The organism is Brevibacterium sp. 1718 (assembly GCF_051131255.1).
In the GTDB taxonomy this organism is placed as follows: Bacteria; Actinomycetota; Actinomycetes; order Actinomycetales; family Brevibacteriaceae; genus Brevibacterium; species Brevibacterium sediminis.
Window position 1 is genome coordinate 1519107 of the sequence record NZ_CP186550.1, and the last position, 21075, is coordinate 1540181.

Consider the following 21075-nt stretch of genomic DNA (forward strand, 5'->3'; position numbering starts at 1 on the left):
GGCAACCGGGCAGGCGAGGAGCAGCGCGGGACTTTGCGATTCTCACGCAATGTCAGGCGCGGGTGCGTGCCAGCAGGTAGACGAAATACGGGGCGCCGATGAGGGCGACGATGAGCCCGGCCGGTATCTGCGCCGGAGCGATCACCGTGCGCCCCACGGCGTCGGCGACGGCGAGGCCCACGGCTCCGAGCAGCATCGCCGTGGGCACGACCCGGATATGACGGGCGCCGACCAGAGCGCGCGCAGCGTGCGGGGCGACGAGACCGATGAATCCGACGACGCCGACGGCCGACACACTCACCGCCGCAAGTACGGCCGCCGTGATGAGCACCGCCAGGCGCACCGGTTCACGCGGAACCCCGACCAGCCGTGGGGTGTCATCATCAAGGGCGAGCAGGTCGAGCTCGCGCGTCCACACGAACGCCAGCGGTACGGCGACGAGCAGGGCGAGGGCGACCGGTGCGATATCCGCCCACGCCCTTCCGTACGTCGATCCGGACAGCCACGTGAAGAGGGCAGGCGTGTCCCAGGGATTCGCGCGGACGAGGAACAGTGTGGTCAGCGCGGTGAACCCGAACCACAGACCGATGCCGATGAGGACGAGACGATCGGTATTCATCCCACCCCGCCACGAGAGCCCGTAGACGGTGGCGAAGGCGACCAGGGCCCCCACGATGCCGACCCCGGAGACGAGACCGACCCCGGCGCCGGGGATGAGGGTGACGACGATGACGGCACCCAGCCCGGCTCCACCCGTGATGCCGAGCAGGCCGGGTTCGGCCAGGGGGTTGCGTGCACTGGCCTGGACAAGGGTGCCGGAGAGTCCCAGCGCGGCACCGGCGGCCAGGGCAGCGGTGACCCTGGGCGCTCGTGAGTCGAAGGCGAAGTCGATGACGGGTGCCGCCCGGTCTTGGAACCACAGCAGCACATCGCCGAGGAGGTAGAACCGTTCCCCGGTGAGCAGACCGATCACGGCGACGAGGATGAGGACCACGACGCCGACGCCGATGACGAAGCCGGCCCGTCGCGGACCTACCACAGCCGAGTTCGCCGCCGAGGTGGCCGCGGCCGGTGATGCCGTGCGCATCGATCGCGCCAGAAGAACGAGCACGATCGCCCCGAGCACAGTCGTCGTCACTCCCGACGGGAGGGTGATCGCCTCGGTGGCGCCGACGATCGCGCGCAGCAGGGCATCGGCGACGATGACGATGATCGCACCGATGAGACCGGCGGTCGGAAAGAGCACGGCATGACGGCCGAGGCTCGGAACGACGCGGGCGAGGAGCCGGGCGATGACCGGGGCGCAGAGGCCGACGAAGCCGATCGGACCGGCCAGGGTCACCGCAGTGGCGGTGAGCATGACGGCGAGGAGGATCCCGATGGCCCGCGTCGACCTGACCGGAACCCCGAGCACCGAGGCGGCGTCGTCGCCGAGACCGAGCAGGTCCAGACGCCTCGACAGCAGGATCGCACCGCCGGCGATGACAGCGATGACGGGAATGCTGCGCAGGGCCGCGGTCCCGTCGAGCTGATTGAGAGTGCCCGAACCCCAGGAGAAGAGACTCGTCGTCTCTTCGGCGAAGAGGATGAGCAGGGTCGACGTCGCCGCCTGCAGCGCCATCGCCGTGGCCGTGCCCGCCAGCACGAGCCGAGTCGTCGAGGCTCCTGCGCCTCCGGCCAGGCCGAGGACCAGGGCTGCGGCAAGCAGGCCGCCGAGGAAGGCGACCCCTCCCGAGGCCCAGATCGGAATCGCAATGCCGAAGGCAGTGACCACGGTGACGGCGAAGTACGCGCCGCCGGTGACCGCCAGCGTGTCCGGCGACGCCAAGGGGTTGCGCGCCAGTGATTGGAACAGGGCACCGGCCACACCCAAGGCGAGGCCGACGAGGATGCCCGCCCCCACGCGCGGCAGCCGGGACCCGACGAGGATGTCACGGGCACTGGGGCCATCCTCGGCGGGGGAGAGCGTGCCGGTCACGGTCGTGAACAGTTCCCTGATGCCGATGCCCGAGGTGCCCTGCGTGATATGCCAGGCTGAAGCGATGACGAGGACGGCAACGAGACCGAGCAGAGCGGAGGCGGTCGACAGGGCACCGACGACTCCGCGGCCGCGGACCGGAACCATGGTCGATTCCGGTGCCGCAGCCGTCCGCTGGGAGGTGTTCGGGCGGGTCAGGGGAGAGGCCACGGTCTACTTGGTCAGTGCGTCGACGTAGGCGTCGAGGGCCTGCTCGGACGACTTGGGTCCGCCGAAGGTCCAAATGCCTGCCGGGAAGGCCGTGGTGCGGTCGTCCTTCACTGCGGGGATGTTCGCCCAGATGTCGTTCTTCTTCAGCAGCTCCACATAGTCCTCGGACTCAGGGTCCTCGGTCCCGGTGTAGAAGAAGTTCGCCTCACCGACCTTCGAGATGCCTTCGATATCGGTCTGTCCGAGGCCGTACGCGGGGTCGACGTCACCGGTCCACGCGTTCTTCAGGCCCAGCTCCTCGCCGAGTTCGCCGATGAGCGAACCCTGGCCGAAGGGACGCAGCGCCACGTTCGAACCGTTGACCCAGCCGTCGAAGTAGACGAATTCGGTGGTGGCCGGGTCCGCCTCGGCGATGGCCTTCTTCGATTCTTCGAGCTTCGCATCGAAATCGCCGAGGACGGTGTCGGCGCGCTCGGTGCGACCGGTCGCCACGGCGACGGTGGTGAACGTGTCCTTCATGTACTTGACGGGGTCCTTGCCGTCGGCGCCGGCCATCGCCATCACGGGGATTCCCTGCTTCTCGAGCTGACTGACGATCTTGTCCTTGCGATTCGTCGTTTCGATGATGACGAGATCCGGATCGGCCGACAGGATCGATTCGACGTTGGGTTCCTGGCGAGTGCCGACGTCGGTGGTGGAGTCGGGCAGCTTCTCTGCCGTGTCCCAGGTGGTGAAGCCCTTCGCATCGGCGACGGCGGCGGGATCGACGCAGAGGGAGAGAAGATCCTCGGTGTACTGCCATTCGAGGGATACGACCTTCGCCGCCGGCTTGTCCAGTTCGATCTCGTGGCCGGTGTCGTCGGTGACGGTGACCGGATCCGCCGAGGTGGTGCTCGAGTCGTCCGCACACGATGCGGAGGTCTGTCCCTTCGCATCAGCAGGTGCGTCGGTATCGGTAGTGCCGCACCCGGTCAGGGCCAGTGCGCAGACCGCCGTTGCCGAGGCGAAGGCGGCGAACGAGGTGCGCGACAGAGGTGTTCTGGTCATGGTGTTCTTTCTGTGAACCGATCGACGATCGGAGATGAGGTGGTGCGATTTCTGGGTGTGACTGTCAGAAGGTGGGGTGGTGCGCTTAGAGCGCTGCGGCCGGGCGACGAGTCCGTCGGTGGAGGGCTTCGACCCGGACCAGGCCGGTGTCGGCATCGATCCGGGTCGAGATGGGCAGCCCGTAGACCTCGCTCAGCGTCTCGGCGGTGAAGACGTCTTCGCAGGTGCCGACCGAGCGGATGCGCCCCTGTTCGAGCAGGACCACGTGATCGGCGACGGTGGCGGCATGTTCGAGGTCATGGAGGACGACGCCGACGGCGATGGAGTGGTCGTCGGCGAGTTCGCGCATGAGGTCGAGGATCTCCGCCTGGTAGCGCAGGTCGAGATGGTTCGTCGGTTCGTCGAGCAGGAGGACTCCGGTGTCCTGGGCCAGACAGGTCGCCAACCAGACGCGTTGGAGTTCGCCGCCGGAGAGCTGGTCGACCGGACGGTCGGCCATCACCATGGTGCCGGTGAGGGAGAGTGCGCGATCGACGGCAGCGCGATCGACGTCGGTGAGCCCGGCGAAGCGCTTACGATGCGGGTGGCGGCCGAAGGTGACGATCTCACGGACGCTGAGGCCCGACGGGTGTGGGCGCGACTGGGACAGCAGGGTGACGAACCGGGCGAACTCTCTGGCCGTCAGAGTGCTTGATGGAGTGTCTGCGTCAGCCTCGGTGATGGCGACGTCGCCCGAGGTGATCGGATGCAGCCGGGCCAATGAGCGCAGGACGGTGGACTTGCCCGACCCATTGGGTCCGAGCAGGGCGGTGACCCGTCCGGGGACGATCGTCAGGCTCACGTCATGGACGACCTCGGCGCGGTCGTAGCCCAGATTGAGGCCGGTGGCAGTCAGTGCAATCGCATTCACAAATGTTTAGCCTAACCTAAGTCAGCGTTTGAGGGTATCTGTGTGGTGCAGAACACCCGCGTCAGTGCCTGCCGATAGTGTGGGCCTGCGACCGTAGGATGGGACCGATTGAGGAGGAGCAGATGAGATTCATCGCCACGGGGGACTGGCAGCTCGGTATGACCGCGCACTACCTCAGCGACGAGGCCCGGCCCAGGTACCATCGCGCCCGCCTCGACGCCGTTGCCCGCATCGGAGCGCTCGCCGCCGAGACAGGCGCGGAGTTCGTCCTCGTCTGCGGGGACGTGTTCGAAACCAACCAGCTCGACCGCGCGATCATCGCCCGGACTTTCGAAGTCCTCAACGCTTTCACCGTGCCGGTCGTGCTGCTTCCCGGCAACCATGACCCCTTGGACGCCGCATCGATCTATGACTCCCCGGCCTTCTCCTCACGGGTGCCCTCGCATGTGCATGTCCTGCGCGGCAGCGACCCGTTCACCGTCGTTTCCGGGGTCGAGATCATCGGCGCCCCCTGGTCTTCCAAACATCCTCAAGGGGATCTCGTCGCCGCAGCGACGAAAGACCTCGCCGAGGTGGCTGCCGGTGATATCCGGATCATCGCCGGCCACGGAGCCGTGAGCGTCCTCGACCCGGATCGGGAATCGCTGGCCACCATCGACACCGACCATCTGCAGGCACTGCTGCGCGACGACCGGGCCCAGTTCGTCGCGCTCGGCGACCGGCACGCGACCTTCGAGGTCGCCGACCGCATCTGGTATCCGGGAGCACCGGAAGTGACCTCTCGGCGGGAGACCGATCCGGGCAACGTGCTCCTCGTCGACATCGATGCCGACACCCACCGGGCCGAGGTCGAGAAGGTCCACGTCGGCACATGGGCATTCACCGTCATCGAAGCCGACCTCAACTCCGCCGAGGATGTCGCCGATTTCGAAGAGCGGATGAATGCCGTTCCCGACAAGGACCGCACGGCGGTGTGGCTGATCCTGCGCGGCACTCTGCCGACGGCGGCGAAGGCCCGACTCGACGAACAGCTCGACCACTTCTCCGACCTGTTCGCGCTCGTCTCACTCTGGGAGCGTCACATGGACCTGGCCGTCGTCGCTGCGGACGACGACTTCGCCGATCTCGGACTGAGCGGATACCTGCAGGAGACTCTTGACGAACTCTCCGCACGTGCCACCGCAGACGACGACTCAGCAGTCACGGCCCAAGACGCACTCGGTCTGCTCTACCGATTCGCCAGGAGCGGCTCATGAGACTCCATTCCATCCGCCTCATCGACTACCGCGCCATCAGCGACGCCACCGTCGACTTCAGCTCCGGGGTGACGATCGTCGAAGGCCCGAACGAGGTCGGGAAGTCCTCGATCCATCAGGCCATCACGCAGCTGCGCGAGGACAAGGACAGCTCCCGCAAGGCCAGCGTCAAAGACACCCAACCGGTCGGTTCCGACGTCGGTCCGCAGGTCGAACTGCACCTGAGCACCGGGGACTACGAACTCCGATACAGCAAACGCTGGATCAAACAGCCCTTCACCGAGCTGAGCATTCTCAACCCCGTCCCCCAACAGCTCAGCGGCAGCGAAGCACATGAGCGGTTCTTGGCGATCCTCGACGAAACCGTCGATGTCGACCTGCTCGACGCTCTCGACGTCGCTCAGGGCCGGAGCCTCGACCAGGCTTCCCTGGCCGAGATCAAGGCACTGCACGGTGCTCTGGGCGAGGCCGGGGAGGAACCGGCTGACCACGATGCCTTCCTCGACAGAGTCGAAACCGAATACCTGAGGTTCTTCACGGCAAAGGGCAAGGAGACGGGTGAGCTGCGAAGGCTCACCGAAGAACTCCCCGGCGCCGAAGAGCAGCATCGTGAACTGAAGGCTCGCAGCGCCGATATGGACGGGCTCGTCGACCGGCATGCTCGAGCAGCCGAGCGGCTGACGAATGGGCGTACTCAGCTGGCATCGGCCGTGACCGAACGCGAAGAGGCTGAACAGGCTGTGCAGTCCGTGTCCGGGCTCAAGACCGAACTCGATCGAGCTCTCGAACGCGCGGGCGTCGCACAGAGAGAACGTCAGCGTGCCGAGGAGGCGCGAGACCGACGTCAGGCACTCATCACCGAGGTCACTGCGGCCGAAGAGTCGGTGAAGACTGCCGACGATGCACTCAAGACGGTCACGACCGCACAGCAGGAAGAGGACTCGTCTCTCGCCGAGGCGCAGAAGGGCCTCGAGGCCAAACAGGCCGCACTCCTCACCGCTCAGGTTGAAGCGAAGACCGCAGCCGCCGATCTCGCTCGGGCCCGCGCACGCAGAGAGGTCGACACTCTGCGGAAGAGGCTGGCCGACATCCGCGACCAGGAACGCAGAGCAGCTGAGGCGAAAGCGACGATCGGGTCGATCACCGTGACCGCGAAAGACGTGGAGAAACTCGGAGGACTGTTCACCGAGCTGCGCATTGCGCAGAACGCGAAGACCGCGGCCGCCGCACAGATCGTCGCCCGCCGCCTCGGCGATACCGCCGTGAGCATCGACGGAACCGATGTGCCCAAGGGGTCCGCCGAGGAATTCGCCGTCACCTCGGACCTGCAGATCCTCATCGACTCCGTCGTCGACATCACCGTGCGACCGGGACAGTCACCAGCCGAACTCGACCGAGCCGTCGACTCCGCGCAGACCCTTCTCGACGCGGAACTCGACCGGCTCGGCGTGACCTCCCTAGAACAGGCACGCGAACGCAGCGAGGTGCGCACCGATGCCGAGTCCGTGCTGGCCGAAGCCTCATCGACTCTGCGGGTGCTCATCGGCGACGACGACCGCGACGGACTCGATGCCGCGCTCACCCGAGCCGAACACGTGGCGGGGGACCCCGCTGATACGAGCGGAACCGCCGCATCGATCGACGACCTCGAAGCACTGGTCGAATCGACGTCAGCAGCCGTCGACGATGCGACCGCGCAGGTCGAGACGGCTAGGACCGCGCTCGAACGCATTCGCACCGACCGGGATGAGGCACGTGTGGCTGCCGTGCGTGCACAGTCGACGCGCGAACAGGCGGCGACGACGCTGCAGAACCTCAGCACCCGCCTGAGCATGGACAGGGAAGCGAACTCCGATGAGTCCCTCGACGAAGCACTGACCGCTGCCACGGCGACACTGACACAGGCTGAGGACGAAGCCGCTGCCGCACGCTCCGCATACGAGGCCGCCGACCCCGAGACTCTTGAGATGCGACTGCAGAACGCTCTCCAGCTCGTCGACAGCAAACAGAAGCAGCAGGAGAAGGACCGGCAGGAGGTCGATCAGCTCGCGGCTCTCATCGATGACCGTGCGGCCGAGGGCATCTACGACAAGCTCAAAGCTGCAGAGCAGAACGTGGAGTCCATTCGGTCGAAGCAGGCTCGCATGCAGCGGCAGGCAAATGCGATCCGACTATTGCGCGACACCGTGCTCGCACACAAGGAAGAGGCTCAGCGGAGGTACGTCGCCCCGTTCAAGGAGGCGATCGAGAAGCTGGGTCGGGTGATCTTCGGTCAGGGACTGTCGGTGGAGATCTCCGAGAACCTCGAAATCGTCTCCCGCACGCTCGACGGACGCACCGTGGCCTTCGACGCGCTTTCGGGCGGGACGAAGGAACAGTTGGCGCTCATCGGCCGACTCGCCGTTGCCACCCTCGTCGATGCGGAAGCCGGAGCACCGGTCATCCTCGACGATGCCTTCGGCTTCTCCGATGAGCAGCGCCTGGCCGCCCTCAACGTCATCCTCGGCAATGTCGGCCGCACGGCTCAGGTCATTCTGCTCACCTGTCAGCCCGACCGCTTCGCCTCCATCGGCGGCGCCGAAACCGTCAGCCTGGGCTGAATCTCGGCGTCCAGTCTCGACGTCGTTAAGGGGCCTTGCGTTAACCTGGGGGTCATGAGCGAGAAGACCTATGCCGATGAAGTCATCGTCCGCTGCTCCGGCGGCGGGTACTACCGCACTCGCTGGATTCCGCTGATGTCATTCAAATCCATCCGCTTCGGTGCGTATCGCTTCCAATATTGCCCGGTCCACGGCCGATGGGAGATGGCAGGCATTGTCGAGGACGACGAACAGACTCCGGAGATTATCAGCGAGGCAGACAAGTATCCGGCATCCCGCGTCCCCTGAACGACACCGACGCCGCGGAAGCCGGATTCGCGCAAGACCGCCCTGGCCTCAGCCTCAGTCGGCAGTGCCCGCTGCTGCCTTGGCCGCCCGGGCGGCTTCGACGGCATCGGCGCGGATGGTCCGTCGCAGGATCTTACCGGAACTCGTCTTCGGCAGCTGATCGATGAACGTCACCTGGTGCGGAGCCTTATAGGAAGCGAGCTTCTGCCGGCAGAATGACATGATCTCCTCAGCGGTCGCCTCGGCGCCGGGCTGCAGGGTGACGAAGGCCGACACATCCTCGCCGCGGTAGTCATCGGGGATGCCCACGACAGCTGCCTCCTGGATGGCCGGGTGCATGTAGAGCACATCCTCGACTTCCCGCGGCCAGACCTTGAAGCCGGAGGCATTGATCATGTCCTTCTTCCGGTCGACGATGAACAGCCACCCGTCTTCATTCATGAACCCGACATCGCCGGTGTGCAGCTCGCCGTTGGGGATCTGCTCCGCGGTGGCCTGCGGGTTGTTGAGGTAACTGGAGACCACCTGCGGTCCGGAGATCGCAACCTCTCCGACCTCCCCGGGGCCCACGGGCTGACCGTCGTCATCGAGGATGCGGATCATCACATCCGGCTGCGGCAGACCGCAGGCGAGGTTCCCACTGTCCGGGTCGACCGGGGCTTGGAATCCATGCGGCACGGTGGCGACCTGGGCGCAGGTCTCCGACAGGCCGTAGCCCTGACCGACATAGATCTCGGCACGCTCTTCGAACTTGTTGACTAGTCCTTCGGGCAGCGGTGCACCGCCGGACATGAGGGATTTGAAGGATGCGAACTTCTCGGCGCTGAAGTCGGGGTGCGCCATCATCGCCGTATATATCGTGGCCGGGCCGGCCATGTACGCAGGCTTCTCCCGATCACACAGAGCGATGAGCGAACCGGGTTCGAAACGATAGTTGAGGATGAGCCGGGCACCGCCGGCCACGGCCGCAAGGAACTGGCAGATGAATCCGGTGATGTGGAACAAGGGAGCCAGTGAGACGTAGCCGTCGCCGGGACCCAGGATCGGGTTGCGCAGGCAGTAGCGCGAGTTGCTCGAGATATTCGCATGAGTCGCTGCCGCTCCCTTCGACCGTCCCGAGGTGCCGGATGTGTAGGCGATGAGACCGAGGTCCGACGGAGCAGGGGAGTACGGGGTGAAGTCGGTATCGAGGTTGTCCTCCACCGCCTCTGCGAACGCAAAACGTCCTTCGGCCGGCGGCAGGTCCTCGAAGCGCGGCAGCTTGTCGAACATCGCATAGATCGCATCAGGGCCATCCGTCTGGAAGCTCCGGTCATCACTGAGCACAACCAGCGGCAGGTCCGAGGTATAGTCCTTGACGCGGTCGAGATAGGCAGCCTGAGAGACGATGAGTCCCTTGACCTCGGAGTCGGCGAAGATGTGCTCGAGCTCGCCGCGGTACATGGGGTTGAGGGGGACGACGGTGCCTCCGGCTTTCCAGACCCCATAGGTGGAGATCACGAACGCGGGGGTGTTCTGATCATAGATGCCGACACGGTCGCCGGGCTTGATCTCGTGGGCCGAGAGGAAGGCAGCGAAAGCTGTCGACCACCGGTCGAACTCCGCCCAGGTCAGGGTGAATCCGTAGTAGTTGATGCCTTCCTCGTCGCCACGGGCGTCGACTGTTGCAGCCAGGTCGGCCAAGGGCGTGGAATCCGGCAGCACATAGGGCTCCTGAGCGAGATCGCCCAAAGTGGTGATCCATGGGCGATCCTCAAACCAATTGTTCGTCATTGAACATCCTTTCGCAGGCGGTGCCGGGCCCGTGCACACTGCTGCGGGCCCGGTGGGGTCTCACTGTATCGCGGAAGAGCCGACCTCAGCCGCGGTATTTCCTGATCTCATTGCGGGCGATGGAGCGCTTGTGCACTTCGTCCGGTCCATCGGCCAGACGCAGGGTGCGCATATGCGCCCACATCCGGGCCAGTGGGAAGTCCTCGGTGACTCCGCCGCCGCCGTGGACCTGAACCGCCCGATCGATGACCTTCAGCGCCATCGTCGGTGCGACGACCTTGATCTCAGCGATCTCGTTCTTCGCCACCTTGTTGCCGTACTTGTCCATCATGTCCGCGGCGTGCAGGGTCAGCAACCGAGCCTGATCGATCTCGATCCGGGACTCGGCGATCCAGTCTTGGATGTTCGCCCGGTTCGACAGCTTCTCACCGAAAGTCACGCGAGATTCTGCGCGCTTGACCATGAGTTCGAGCGCCCGCTCGGCGGCTCCGATGGCACGCATGCAGTGGTGGATCCGGCCCGGACCCAGGCGCGCCTGACTGATGGCGAAGCCTTCGCCCTCGCCCTTGAGAATGTCCTTGAACGGCACGAGCACGTTCTCGAAGATGATCTCTGCATGGCCCTCCCGGTCGGCGTAGCCGTACACGGGCAGGTTGCGCACCACGGTGACTCCGGCGGCATCGATCGGCACGACGAGCATCGACTGCTGACGGTGCACCTCGGCGGTGGGATCGGTCTTGCCCATGACGATGAGCACCCGGCAGTTCGGGTGCATCGCGTTCGACGCAAACCACTTGCGGCCGTTGAGCACGAATCCGTCGTCGGTGCGCTCCATGCTCATCTCGACGTTCGTCGCATCGGAGCTGGCCACGGCCGGCTCGGTCATGGCGAAGGCCGAAGCGATCTCACCCTCGAGCAGGGGCCCCAGGTACTTCTCCTTGTGCTCATCCGTGCCGAAGACCGTGAAGACCTCCATATTGCCGGTGTCCGGTGCATTGCAGTTGATCGCTTCGGGGGCGATATCCAGGCTGCGCCCGGTGATCTCGGCCGATGGAGCGTATTCGAGGTTCGTCAGCCCGGGTCCCCATTCCGGGTGCGGGTGGAAGAGGTTCCACAGGCCCTGCTTCTTCGCTTCGGCTTTGAGGTCTTCGAGGATCTGCGGCTGTGTGTGGGGGCTGGCCGCCGCGGCCATCTGCTCGGCGTAGACCGGCTCGGCCGGGTAGACGAATTCGTCCATGAAGGCGTTCAGACGCTCCTGATACTCGCGTCCGCGTTCGCTGATTTCCAACACGTGGGCTCCTTGCTTCTCGGTGGGTCTCACACTGCTGTGAGGTCTGGTCTCGGGTGAGTCTCACTCGGTGGTGGGCTCGGTGTCACTGTTCGCTGAGTCGGGCTTGGTATCGGGACATTCCGCGCAGCCAGCGGTCGTAGTCGCTGCCTTTCATCCGGTACATCTCGAGGACTTCGGGGTGCGGCAGGATGAGGAACTGCTCGTTCTCGACGGCGTCGAGGACGATGGCGGCCACTTCGGCGGGTTCCAGGACGGTTCCGGCTGAGGTCACGGCCTTCTGGGCGGCGCCGCCGGCGGATCCGGCGTCGTCGAGCAGATTCGTGTTCACTCCCATCGGGCAGACCACCGAGGCGCGGATTCCGTCGTCGCGATAGGTCATGGCCAACCATTCCGCGAATCCGACTGACGCATGCTTGGTCACCGAATATGCGGCCGAGCCGATCTGCGTGAGCAGCCCTGCCGCCGAGGCAGTGGCGACGAAATACCCGGAACCGGCCTCTTGCCAACGGGGGACGAGTGCCTGCGCGGCGCGGACATGGGCCCGCGTGTTGACGTCGATGATCGTGTCCCAGTCGGCGTCGGATTCTCCGAGCATCGCCGGACCGATGATTCCGGCATTGGCGAAGTACAGATCGATCCCGCCGAGGCTGTCGTCGGCAGATTCGATGAGCGCACCGATTCCTTCGACCGATGACACGTCGCCTGTCCACGCGAATGCCGAGGTGCCGAGTACGGCGGCGGTGTCGCCGACCGTGGGGGAGAGGTCCGCGAGAACGACTGACGCACCGCGTTCGATGAGCTCGGCGGCCAAAGCGGCGCCGATTCCACCGGCGGCCCCGGTGACGACCGCACGCTTGCCGACCAGGGATGAGGTCATGATCTCTCCAACAGGTCGAGGGCTTGGCGAGCGAGGTCTTCGACCCCGGCTCCGGCCTCTTCCGGGTCGAGATCGAGGTCGCCCATCTTGCCTGTCGCCAGTCGTGTGTAGACGCCTTCACGGATGCAGGCCAGTTTCCACATCGCGAACGCCGAGTAGTAGCTGACATCGTGGACTTCGTGCCCGCTGACTTCCTGATAGCGGTCGATGAGTTCGTCTGTGGTGGGGAAACCGTCGTCGGATCGGGGCACCCAGATGCTGGTGTACTGTTCGGGCACCGTGAGCATGGCGACGAAATAGCCGAGGTCGGTGAGCACCTCGCCGATGGCTGTCAGCTCCCAGTCGACGACGGCGTTGACCGACCCCGACGGCGCGAAGATCATATTGTTCGGTTTGAAGTCCCCGTGTGCGATTCCCACGGGCGAGCCCGCAGGGTCGGGCATGGCCTCGCGGAGGACATCGTGGACTTCGTGGATTGTCGGAGTCTCGCGCATCGCGATCTTCTCGACCTGCCCGATCCAACGACGCAGCTGCCGGTCGATGAGTCCGCCGGGTCGACGCAGATCGGACAATCCGACAGCATCGACGTCGACGGAATGGATCGCCGCCAGCGCGTCGACCATGCCGAATGCACAGTCGCTGCGGTTCTCAGGTGGGATGGACTCCCACTCGGTGGGAGTGTTGATCGGGAATCCCGGGCAGTGGTCCATGAACACGAAGGGCACGTCGAGGACCTCGGGGTCGTCGACGATGTCGAGGACGGTCGGCACCGGAACGTCACTGTCATTGAGCGCTGCCATGATCCGGCCCTCGCGGGCGACATTGTGAGCGCTGCCGCCCTCGTGGCCCAGGGGAGGGCGGCGCAGGACCCAGCGTGGGTTGCCGTCGACGAGGATGGTGAACGTCAGATTCGACCGACCGACCGACATCACTTCGACGTCGAAATCGCTGATCCCGAATCTCCGCTCGATCCATCTGCCGATGCTGTCCGCATCGAACCCTGCCGGTGATTGTGTCATCCTTGACCTTCCCGAGTGAACAGTCGTTCAGTAGAGTTCACAGTATTCATCCCGAGCGGGGGAGTCAAGCCGTGAAAGTGATCACGGTCATAGCCGCTCGGTGTGATAGAGGTGAGAAGACCGCCGACACCGGAGCTCGAGTGTTCCGTGTGCGTCACAACGATAGCGAGGAAACTATGAAAGCCATTCGCGTCACCGCTCTGACCGGCCCCGATGATGTGGAGCATCTCGATGTGGAGCGCCCGTCGCCGGGGCCGGGCCAGGTGCTCATCAAGGTCGCATATGCCGGCGTGACGTTCCCCGAAGTCCTGCAGACTCGCGGAATGTACCAGGTCAAGCACGACCTGCCCTTCACTCTGGGTTCCGAGGCCTCGGGCGTCGTCGCCGAGGTGGGTCCGGACTCCCGCTACTCCGTCGGGGACCGCGTTGCTGCGATCACCGGAAAGGATACCTTCGCCGAATACCTCGTCGCCGGTGACGAGGCCACCGTGAAGGTCCCGGATTCGGTTTCCTTGGCCGATGCCGCAGGCATGCCGATGAACGTGCTCACCGCTGACTTCGCACTGCGGGTGCGCGCGAATGCCCAGCCTGGCCAGAGCCTCCTCGTCCACGGAGCCGCAGGCGGTCTCGGTTCGGCCGCAGTGCAGCTGGGTCTGGCGATGGGCCTCGAAGTCATCGCCGTCGTCTCGACCCAGGCGAAGGCTGAAGCGGTTCGCGAGATCGGCGCCACGCATGTCGTCCTCGCCGACGGCTTCAAGGACGCGGCGAAGGAGATCTGTCCGGGCGGCGTCGATTTCGTCTTCGACCCCGTCGGCGGCGACCGATTCACCGATTCGACACGAGTGCTCGCTCCGTTCGGTCGGCTTCTCGTTCTCGGCTTCACTGCCGGTGAAATCCCCTCGATCAAGGTCAATCGCCTGTTGCTGAAGAACATCTCTGTCGACGGCGTCGCTTGGGGCGCGGCGGCCTGGGGTCACCCGAACTTCATCCACGAGCAGTGGGACGCCGTCCTCGGGCACGTTGCCGCAGGTGACCTCAACCCGCGCATCCACGCGAACTTCCCGCTCGCCGAGGCCTCCTCGGCGATCAGGGAACTCGACGGCCGTTCCGTGATGGGCAAGGTCGTTCTCGAAGTCGCGGGAGAGTAGCCGCGGGCGTTATCACCTCTTGCGGTTGCGCTTGGCGATATCGCGTCCGATGAGTTCCTTCATCACCTCGTTCGCTCCGCCGAAGATTGCCTGGATGCGGTTGTCCTTGTAGGCGCGAGCGATGGGGAACTCGAGCATATAGCCGTAGCCGCCGAAGAGCTGCAGGCAGCGATTGACGACCTCGCTCTCGAGGTCCGAGCCCAAGTACTTCGCCTTGGCGGCGTCGACCGCGGTGAGCTCGCCTTCGTTGAGAGCCAGGGCACAGCGGTCGACGAACGCCTCCAGGGCGTCTACTCGGGTTTCGAGCTCGGCGAGTTCGAAACGAGTGTTCTGGAAGTCGCCGATGGTCTGACCGAAAGCGGGGCGGTCGAAGACGTATTCGGCCGTCCATGCCAGCGCTGCCCGCGCCGATGCCAGGGTTCCCGATCCGATGAGGAGGCGTTCGGTGGGGAGGTTGACCATGAGGTGGATGAACCCCTGATCGAGTTCGCCGAGGAGGGCATCGGCCGGTACCCGGACATCGGTGAACGAGAGTTCGGCAGTGTCCTGGGCGTCCAGGCCGAGCTTTTTCAGTTTGCGGCCCTTCTCGAACCCAGGTGTGCCTGCCTCGACGATGAACAGCGAAGTGCCTTGAGACGCCTTCGCCTCCGGGTTCGTGCGGGCGACGACGATGACGAAATCACAGTGGATGCCGTTGGTGATGAAGGTCTTGGCGCCGTTGATGATCCAATCGTCGCCGTCGCGGACAGCCTTCGTGGTGATGCCCTGCAGATCCGAACCGGCATCCGGTTCGGTCATGGCGATCGCCCCGATCATCGCGCCCGAGGTCAGTCCAGTCAGATACTTCTGTTTCTGCGCCCGAGTGCCCAACTCCATGAGATAGCCGGGGACGATTCCGTCTGAGACGCCCCAGCCGCTCGTGGCCGCACCGACGCCACGGCGGGCGATCTCTTCGGCTCGCACCATCTCGAACCGGAAGTCGGAGACGCCGCCACCGCCGAACTCCTCGGGGATGGCCAGGCCGATGATGCCCGACTGCGCTGCCTTGCGCCACATTTCCCGATCGACGAGGTGGTTCTCCTCCCAATCCTCGAAGTGGGGGACGACTTCGCGATCGAGGAACGCAGCGACCGATCCTCGGAATGCCTCGTGATCCTCGTTGTACAGATTCCTCTTCATCGATTGCGTCCTCTTCTCAAGCAGTGGTTGTCGCTGGGCGGGCAGACAGGCCGGTCTTCGGGCCGAGGCGATGATGTGTGCCCGGTCACTGAGCGTGCGTTCAGTCTGGCATCCGCCTGAAAAACAGTCAATACAGACTGGATCTGTGAGATAGTCGGAAGCAGCCCGTTTCGACCGCAGTTCTGCGGTGTCGAACAGCTCCGGAACGGAACACGGCAGAAGGGGATGCGATGGATGCCGGCAACCAGGCCGAACGCACTGCGCGCTCACGCGACCTCATCCTCGATGCCACGATCGAATGCCTGCTGCGCGAAGGATATGCGGCGACGACGACGGTGAGAGTCCAATCGATCGCGGGGGTGACTAGGGGGCGTCTGCTCCACCACTTTCCCTCAAAGCAGGATCTGCTCACGGCTGCAGTCAGCCGCCTCGGCGAACAGAGACTCAGCCTACGGCTGGAGGACCAGGACGACGAATTCGGTCGGATACTGGAAACGGAACGACCCGACGCCGCCGACGCCAGAAGCGATTGGGCGATTCGGACCCTGTGGACGGGGCTGATGCACGGCAGCTTCTTCTCTGCCCTCGAACTGTGGACGGCTTCGCGCACCGACGATGAACTGGCCGGAAACGTCCGTGAGCACGAGAAGATCGTCCTCGACCGCGTCAGGGACAATGCCCGTGAGCTCTTCGGATCGGCGGTCACGCGGAACCCGGAGTTCGATGAGGTCTTCACGATGATCTTCGCGAGCATGCGCGGAATGGCCGTGACCTACACCTTCTCCCGACGTGACCCACACCGGGAGCCGATGCTCACCACCTGGCAGCGGACCGCGCGAACCCTGCTCTTGGGTGCGGCACCGGACTGACATCGCAGACCCACCGACGAGAGCCGGTGAGAAGCTGAGCGATCAGCGGCCGTAGATCTCGTCGAAGATGGTCAGGTCACCGACGACGATGAGCTTCGTCGTCGCTCTCGACATACCGACGTAGAGCATGTCGATGGCCCGCTGGGGGTCTCTGAACCCGTTGAGGCAGAGCACCACGGCGGGCCTTTCGAGTCCTTTGAAACCGAGCACATGCCCGTAGAAGACGTCCTCTTCAGCAAAGAACTGATCCCAGTAGGCTGCGATCCCTTCACTCTCCACGATGTTCTTCTGCTCCGGATGCCTGGACCCGGTGGTCAGCAGTGCGACCTGGCCGGCGTTCCACCCGGCATCCATGAGTGCTTCGACCTGCCCATCTGCTTCGGCTACGGCATCCTCGAGGCCGACGTCGATCCACTCGATTTCGTCGCCGGGCCCGTTGCGTGCGATCGGCGGTTCCAACGCGAGGTCGGCGATTCCGGCGACGATCTGCGATGAGTTGCGGAGATTCTCGTCGAGCTGGATGGGGTTCATCGTGATCGGTGATTCGCCGTGACGGTCGAAGATCCGTTGGCGCTCATCGGTGAAGACGTAGAGGGTGTCGGCAAGCTGATTGCGCAGGCAGGATTGGACGGCTTCCCACCACAGCAGGCTGAAGTCCTGGCCTTCGTCGATGACGATGGCGTCGAAGAGTCTCTTGCGCGGACGCTCGTCGGCGAGTTCCTTGAGCATCGTGGGCAGTCGCTGTTCCCAGTACTCCGAGTCGTCGTCGCTGCCGGTGGGCGCACCCCAGCTGATGGGCAGGTCGTGGAAGAGCCCGACGAACGCGGGCCGGTCGACTTCGGGCCATTGTGCGGTGAAGAGCTGGAGGAAGCGGCCGAGCCCGCGGGAATAGCACATGAGGGCGACCTTCTTCCCCTCCTGCGTCAGCGCTCTGGCTTTGAGCAGTGCCAGATAGGTCTTGCCTGATCCTGCACCGCCGCTGATCTCGGCACGATTCTGGTGGCGGAGGATGCGGATGAGCTTCGCCTGTTCACGGCTGAGGGCATCGGCTCGGTCCGAGATTTCGGAGGCTCTGAGCTTGAGATTCTCCACCGCCTGGTTGGTTCTGCGGAGGTTCTTCAGCACGAACTCGTGGCCGGCGGTGAGGTCGTGGCGGTCGGGGTCGAAGTCGAAGCGCAGCTGAGTGGCGATCTTCGATGCTAGGGAATCGATCTCGGTGCCGTCGACGAGTTGGCGTCTTGGCGCGTCCGGCTGGTCCCAGCCGCTCGGCAGTTCCGTGTAGGGGAGGACCGCAAGGTGGCTGATCGGTCCGGGGAGGCGGGAGAGCCGCGGGCGCAGATAGTCCACGAGGGTGTGCTTGGCGATCATCGCCTGCTCGAGGGGAGGGGTGGGCAGTCGGTTTCGCTTTCCCTGGGAACCGGAGGTGAACCAGGCGCCGTCGATGACGTCGACGCGTCCGCCTTTGACCTCGACGACGGCGATGCCGGCGCCCGGCCACAGGATGAGGAAATCGATCTCGACATCCTTGTCATCGCCGGTCAGTCGTTGACCATGGATGATCGCCGCTTCATCGGGCAGCTGACGGCACAGCGCATTCCACACGAGCTCCTCGGCCGTGGACCCATTGAAATCTGGCTGTTCGGGAATCAACGTGACCATGATCCGAGACTAACCCAGACTCGGTCGCAGAAGACCGGCGACACTGCAACGGAAGTTCCGATGCGGTGTCGCCGGTCTGCTCCGTCGGAGGTGACGCGTCACTCAGCCCCGGTCACGAGAGGCCGGGACGATCATTTCGCGTCGTTGACGAGCTCCGATTCGTCGAGGATGACGTCCGCGCCGGTCTCGGGGAGGCCGCAGCCGCGCAGCGAGGCACCGTTCGTCTCCTTCATGAAGATCGTGGCAATCAGACCGATCGCGCATGCAGCCATGACGAGGTAGGCGGGAATGATGGTGTTTCCCGTTGCGCCGATGAGTCCATCGCTGATCGAGGGGGCGGTGCCGCCGAACAGTGCGGTGGAGACGTTGTAAGAGATAGCGAAGCCTGCGAAGCGCACAGGTCCGGGGAACATCGCCGGGAACGTCGCCGAGATGGTCGAGATCTGCGGGATGTAGAGGACACCGAGGACGGCCAGTCCGATGAGTGCCCACACGAAGCCATTGGCCATGAGCATGAACATCGGAATCGCCGCGACGAAGAGGCTGATGAGCGAGAAGTACCAGACGGGCTTGCGTCCTACCTTGTCCGAAAGCATTCCGCCGAACGGGATGAGGATCATCATGAATGCCTGGGCGAGGAACATCACGGTCAGTGAGGCGTTCGCGCTCATGCCGACCGGGTTCTGCAGGTAGGTCGGCATGTAGGACAGCAGCGTGTAGTTGACCACGTTGACCGCGACGACCATGCCGCCGAGGACGAGGAGCTGCTTCTTGTAGTTCGCAAACAGGGTCGCGAAGACCTCCTTGACGGACTTGCCTTGATCGCTGTTGTCCAACTCTTCATAGACAGGGGATTCGTCGAGCTGTGAGCGCAGGTACAGGCCGACGACGCCGAGCACACCGGCGAAGACGAACGGAATCCGCCATGCCCAGTCCGTCATCGTCTGTTCGCCGAGCCCGAGCTGCAGGAGGAGGACGAACAGCGAACCGGCCGCCATTCCGGCCAGAGTGCCGAATTCGAGGAAGCTGCCGAAGAAACCGCGCCGCTTGTCCGGGGCGTATTCGGCCATGAAGGTGGCCGCACCACCATACTCACCGCCGGAGGAGAAGCCCTGGATGACGCGGAGCAGGACGAGGATGATGGGTGCGGCAACGCCGATCGTGGCGTAGGACGGCAGCAGCGCGATGCAGAAGGTGGAGCCGGCCATGAGCAGGATCGTCAGTGCCAGGACTTTCTTGCGGCCGAGGCGATCACCCATCGGACCCCAGACGATTCCGCCGAGGGGGCGGAAGATGAAGGACACGGCGAATGTCAGCAGCGCCATCAGCTGAGCATGCTCGCCGGGGAAGAAGTGCTGAGCGAGATAGGTGACTGAGACGGCGTAAAGACCGTAGTCGAACCACTCCGTCGCATTGCCCAGGGCGGAGGCGGCGACGGCCTTGCGGACCGTCTTGAGATCGGGTTCGGGCGGGGAAGCAGGTGATGCGGATCCTGAGGTATCGGGGATGCTCATGAATTCCTCCAGTCATTCGGATCACAGTCGAAGTGATCCTTCTTTCGAACCGAAGCCACGTTACGAGCCTGTGCTCAGCTTCTCAATCGAAAAATCCTGTCAAATCATCGGCGTGTCATTAGGAGAATATTCGGTTCTAGCGTATCTGACCTGGAGGAACGTTCTGCGCCGTCAATATCGGAGCGGCAAGGATTCTTCACAGGGAACAGTGAAGTTATCGTTATGGCAATCGGGTTGACAGAAAATTCAATCAATGACCGAATTTGTCTGTGCAAGCGAAAAGAGTAGTCTTCTCTTTCGAGCTACCCGAACCATTTCTTCTCGGCCCCGGCATAGGTGCCGTCGTGCTGGGTGATGCGCAGCCAAGTGTTGAGGTATTCAAGCATCTGGTCGTCGCCTGAACGTATTGCATAGCCCTGTTCGCTGAAGTTCAAGGGTTTGTCCGGGTTGACGGCGCAGAGTTCCGGTTCTTCATGGGCTACCCACTTGGTCTCTGGTGCGTCGGTCACCATGACATCGGCCTTGCCTTTGACGATCTGGTCGAAGATCGTATTGTTGTCGTCCCATTTGATGACCTTGGCCTCGGGAAAGTGCTCCGCGGCGAACTCTTCGTTGGTGCCACCTTTTGGCGTGATGACTTCAACATCGTCATCGTTGATCTTGTCAATCGAGTCGTACTTGTCCACCTTCCCACACTGGGTGATGGGAGTCTTACCGTCCTGCGTGGTCGGATCCGACATATACAGTTGTGCGGCCCGCTCTGTGGTGATAGAGAGCCCTCCCATGCCTATGTCGCACGCGCCTTTTCGAATCTTAGATGGGAATTCGTCCCAGTCGATTCTGACGAATTCTGGTTTCGCGTCGAGGTCGTCGGCGAAAGTGCGACCCATGTCGACGTCAATGCCCGACCATTCCTTCGCCTTCGGGTCGAAATAGGTGAAAGGACGGTAGTCCCCGGTAGTACAGATCTTCACGACTCCGGACGATTCAATGCGGCTCAATGTCGAGGAAGATCCGTGCGACTCTGTCGGCTTCGGACCTTCGGCAACATTCTGATCGGAATCGCCGGTTGACGTACACCCGGCAAGTGCAAGAGAGATCGCACAGACTCCAGCGATGGTGGGAGCGAATTTGCTTGTGAACTGCATGACTTCGATGTCCTAGGTGAGGCGGGCGCGTCGGTTCGCAGGATCGTGCGTGATTAGAGTCTAGCTCGATGCATCGGGGAGACGGGTTAGTCTATCTGCGGTCAGGAAGGCGACCGATCTCATCCGCATGGCAGTTCCCACCTCCGCCGATGCCGGTGCCCATAGCCGACGACCGACGGCGCCTGCACCGGCTCATCCGGTGGACGATACCCTCGTTCTTGCGCCGAGCGCCGTAGATCGGATCGAAAACGTCGAGATCAGATGAATGAGCGGAGGGACCGCGCATATGCACGATCCCTCCACTCAATC

General features: G+C 64.0%; 16 protein-coding genes. 5 read left to right on the top strand and 11 right to left on the bottom strand.

Annotated elements, in window-relative coordinates:
- Positions 1 to 52 precede the first annotated feature (52 nt).
- From ACOZ9V_RS06735 to ACOZ9V_RS06745, 3 genes are all read right to left on the bottom strand, one after another.
- Positions 53 to 2188: an iron ABC transporter permease gene (locus ACOZ9V_RS06735; RefSeq protein WP_434594602.1), complete on the bottom strand. Its 2136-nt coding sequence runs from the start codon at positions 2186 to 2188 to the stop codon at positions 53 to 55.
- Positions 2189 to 2191: 3 nt separating this feature from the next.
- Positions 2192 to 3235: an ABC transporter substrate-binding protein gene (locus ACOZ9V_RS06740; protein WP_434594605.1), complete on the bottom strand. Its 1044-nt coding sequence runs from the start codon at positions 3233 to 3235 to the stop codon at positions 2192 to 2194.
- Positions 3236 to 3320: 85 nt separating this feature from the next.
- A complete protein-coding gene (locus tag ACOZ9V_RS06745; protein WP_434594608.1) occupies positions 3321 to 4145 on the bottom strand; it encodes an ABC transporter ATP-binding protein in 825 nt (274 codons plus the stop codon).
- Positions 4146 to 4267: 122 nt separating this feature from the next.
- Between ACOZ9V_RS06745 and ACOZ9V_RS06750 the strand changes: the two genes are divergently transcribed.
- From ACOZ9V_RS06750 to ACOZ9V_RS06760, 3 genes are read left to right on the top strand one after another with little or no spacing between them, the layout of a single operon-like run.
- Positions 4268 to 5401, top strand: a complete 1134-nt coding sequence (locus ACOZ9V_RS06750; protein ID WP_181270326.1) for a metallophosphoesterase family protein — start codon at positions 4268 to 4270, stop codon at positions 5399 to 5401.
- A complete protein-coding gene (locus tag ACOZ9V_RS06755) occupies positions 5398 to 8001 on the top strand; it encodes an AAA family ATPase (RefSeq protein WP_434594612.1) in 2604 nt (867 codons plus the stop codon). The genes ACOZ9V_RS06750 and ACOZ9V_RS06755 overlap by 4 nt, the downstream gene beginning before the upstream one ends.
- A gap of 54 nt (positions 8002 to 8055) precedes the next feature.
- Positions 8056 to 8289 (top strand): hypothetical protein, encoded by a 234-nt coding sequence (locus ACOZ9V_RS06760; protein WP_181270328.1) that lies wholly within the window; start codon positions 8056 to 8058, stop codon positions 8287 to 8289.
- A gap of 54 nt (positions 8290 to 8343) precedes the next feature.
- Here ACOZ9V_RS06760 and ACOZ9V_RS06765 read toward each other — a convergent pair whose 3' ends face one another.
- The 4 genes from ACOZ9V_RS06765 to ACOZ9V_RS06780 form a co-directional block, all read right to left on the bottom strand.
- Positions 8344 to 10062 (bottom strand): class I adenylate-forming enzyme family protein, encoded by a 1719-nt coding sequence (locus tag ACOZ9V_RS06765; protein ID WP_434594616.1) that lies wholly within the window; start codon positions 10060 to 10062, stop codon positions 8344 to 8346.
- 85 nt (positions 10063 to 10147) lie between these two features.
- A complete protein-coding gene (locus ACOZ9V_RS06770) occupies positions 10148 to 11353 on the bottom strand; it encodes an acyl-CoA dehydrogenase family protein (protein WP_434594619.1) in 1206 nt (401 codons plus the stop codon).
- 82 nt (positions 11354 to 11435) lie between these two features.
- Positions 11436 to 12230 carry an SDR family oxidoreductase gene (locus tag ACOZ9V_RS06775; protein ID WP_434594622.1) on the bottom strand — a complete coding sequence of 265 codons (795 nt, stop codon included), beginning with the start codon at positions 12228 to 12230 and terminating at the stop codon, positions 11436 to 11438.
- A complete protein-coding gene (locus tag ACOZ9V_RS06780; protein ID WP_434594625.1) occupies positions 12227 to 13249 on the bottom strand; it encodes a phosphotransferase family protein in 1023 nt (340 codons plus the stop codon). Before ACOZ9V_RS06780 ends, ACOZ9V_RS06775 begins: the two co-directional genes overlap by 4 nt.
- 176 nt (positions 13250 to 13425) lie before the next feature.
- Here ACOZ9V_RS06780 and ACOZ9V_RS06785 point away from each other — a divergent pair, with 176 nt between their 5' ends.
- A complete protein-coding gene (locus tag ACOZ9V_RS06785; protein ID WP_434594628.1) occupies positions 13426 to 14397 on the top strand; it encodes an NADPH:quinone oxidoreductase family protein in 972 nt (323 codons plus the stop codon).
- 12 nt (positions 14398 to 14409) lie between these two features.
- On the opposite strand, the gene ACOZ9V_RS06790 is transcribed toward ACOZ9V_RS06785, so the two are convergent.
- Complete coding sequence (locus ACOZ9V_RS06790; RefSeq protein WP_434594631.1) at positions 14410 to 15576, bottom strand: acyl-CoA dehydrogenase family protein; 1167 nt, start codon at positions 15574 to 15576, stop codon at positions 14410 to 14412.
- A 230-nt stretch (positions 15577 to 15806) separates the two neighbouring features.
- Between ACOZ9V_RS06790 and ACOZ9V_RS06795 the strand changes: the two genes are divergently transcribed.
- On the top strand, positions 15807 to 16445 hold the full coding sequence (locus ACOZ9V_RS06795) for a TetR/AcrR family transcriptional regulator (RefSeq protein ID WP_410710413.1): 639 nt from the start codon (positions 15807 to 15809) through the stop codon (positions 16443 to 16445).
- A gap of 42 nt (positions 16446 to 16487) precedes the next feature.
- Here ACOZ9V_RS06795 and ACOZ9V_RS06800 read toward each other — a convergent pair whose 3' ends face one another.
- From ACOZ9V_RS06800 to ACOZ9V_RS06810, 3 genes are all read right to left on the bottom strand, one after another.
- Positions 16488 to 18104: an NERD domain-containing protein gene (locus ACOZ9V_RS06800; RefSeq protein WP_434594634.1), complete on the bottom strand. Its 1617-nt coding sequence runs from the start codon at positions 18102 to 18104 to the stop codon at positions 16488 to 16490.
- Between the two features lie 131 nt (positions 18105 to 18235).
- Entirely contained in the window at positions 18236 to 19618 is a 1383-nt protein-coding gene (locus ACOZ9V_RS06805; RefSeq protein WP_434594637.1) for an MFS transporter, read from the bottom strand.
- A gap of 302 nt (positions 19619 to 19920) precedes the next feature.
- Positions 19921 to 20766, bottom strand: a complete 846-nt coding sequence (locus ACOZ9V_RS06810; protein WP_434594639.1) for a transporter substrate-binding domain-containing protein — start codon at positions 20764 to 20766, stop codon at positions 19921 to 19923.
- Between the last annotated feature and the right edge of the window lie 309 nt (positions 20767 to 21075).

What these genes read in the sequence shown, in the direction of transcription:
- ACOZ9V_RS06755 (WP_434594612.1), top strand. Translation starts at nt 5,398, where the DNA reads ATGAGACTCCATTCCATCCGCCTCATCGACTACCGCGCCATCAGCGAC.
- ACOZ9V_RS06765 (WP_434594616.1), bottom strand. Translation starts at nt 10,062, where the DNA reads ATGACGAACAATTGGTTTGAGGATCGCCCATGGATCACCACTTTGGGC.
- ACOZ9V_RS06790 (WP_434594631.1), bottom strand. Translation starts at nt 15,576, where the DNA reads ATGAAGAGGAATCTGTACAACGAGGATCACGAGGCATTCCGAGGATCG.
- ACOZ9V_RS06775 (WP_434594622.1), bottom strand. Translation starts at nt 12,230, where the DNA reads ATGACCTCATCCCTGGTCGGCAAGCGTGCGGTCGTCACCGGGGCCGCC.
- ACOZ9V_RS06805 (WP_434594637.1), bottom strand. Translation starts at nt 19,618, where the DNA reads ATGAGCATCCCCGATACCTCAGGATCCGCATCACCTGCTTCCCCGCCC.
- ACOZ9V_RS06800 (WP_434594634.1), bottom strand. Translation starts at nt 18,104, where the DNA reads ATGGTCACGTTGATTCCCGAACAGCCAGATTTCAATGGGTCCACGGCC.
- ACOZ9V_RS06740 (WP_434594605.1), bottom strand. Translation starts at nt 3,235, where the DNA reads ATGACCAGAACACCTCTGTCGCGCACCTCGTTCGCCGCCTTCGCCTCG.
- ACOZ9V_RS06780 (WP_434594625.1), bottom strand. Translation starts at nt 13,249, where the DNA reads ATGACACAATCACCGGCAGGGTTCGATGCGGACAGCATCGGCAGATGG.
- ACOZ9V_RS06795 (WP_410710413.1), top strand. Translation starts at nt 15,807, where the DNA reads ATGGATGCCGGCAACCAGGCCGAACGCACTGCGCGCTCACGCGACCTC.
- ACOZ9V_RS06760 (WP_181270328.1), top strand. Translation starts at nt 8,056, where the DNA reads ATGAGCGAGAAGACCTATGCCGATGAAGTCATCGTCCGCTGCTCCGGC.
- ACOZ9V_RS06810 (WP_434594639.1), bottom strand. Translation starts at nt 20,766, where the DNA reads ATGCAGTTCACAAGCAAATTCGCTCCCACCATCGCTGGAGTCTGTGCG.
- ACOZ9V_RS06750 (WP_181270326.1), top strand. Translation starts at nt 4,268, where the DNA reads ATGAGATTCATCGCCACGGGGGACTGGCAGCTCGGTATGACCGCGCAC.
- ACOZ9V_RS06785 (WP_434594628.1), top strand. Translation starts at nt 13,426, where the DNA reads ATGAAAGCCATTCGCGTCACCGCTCTGACCGGCCCCGATGATGTGGAG.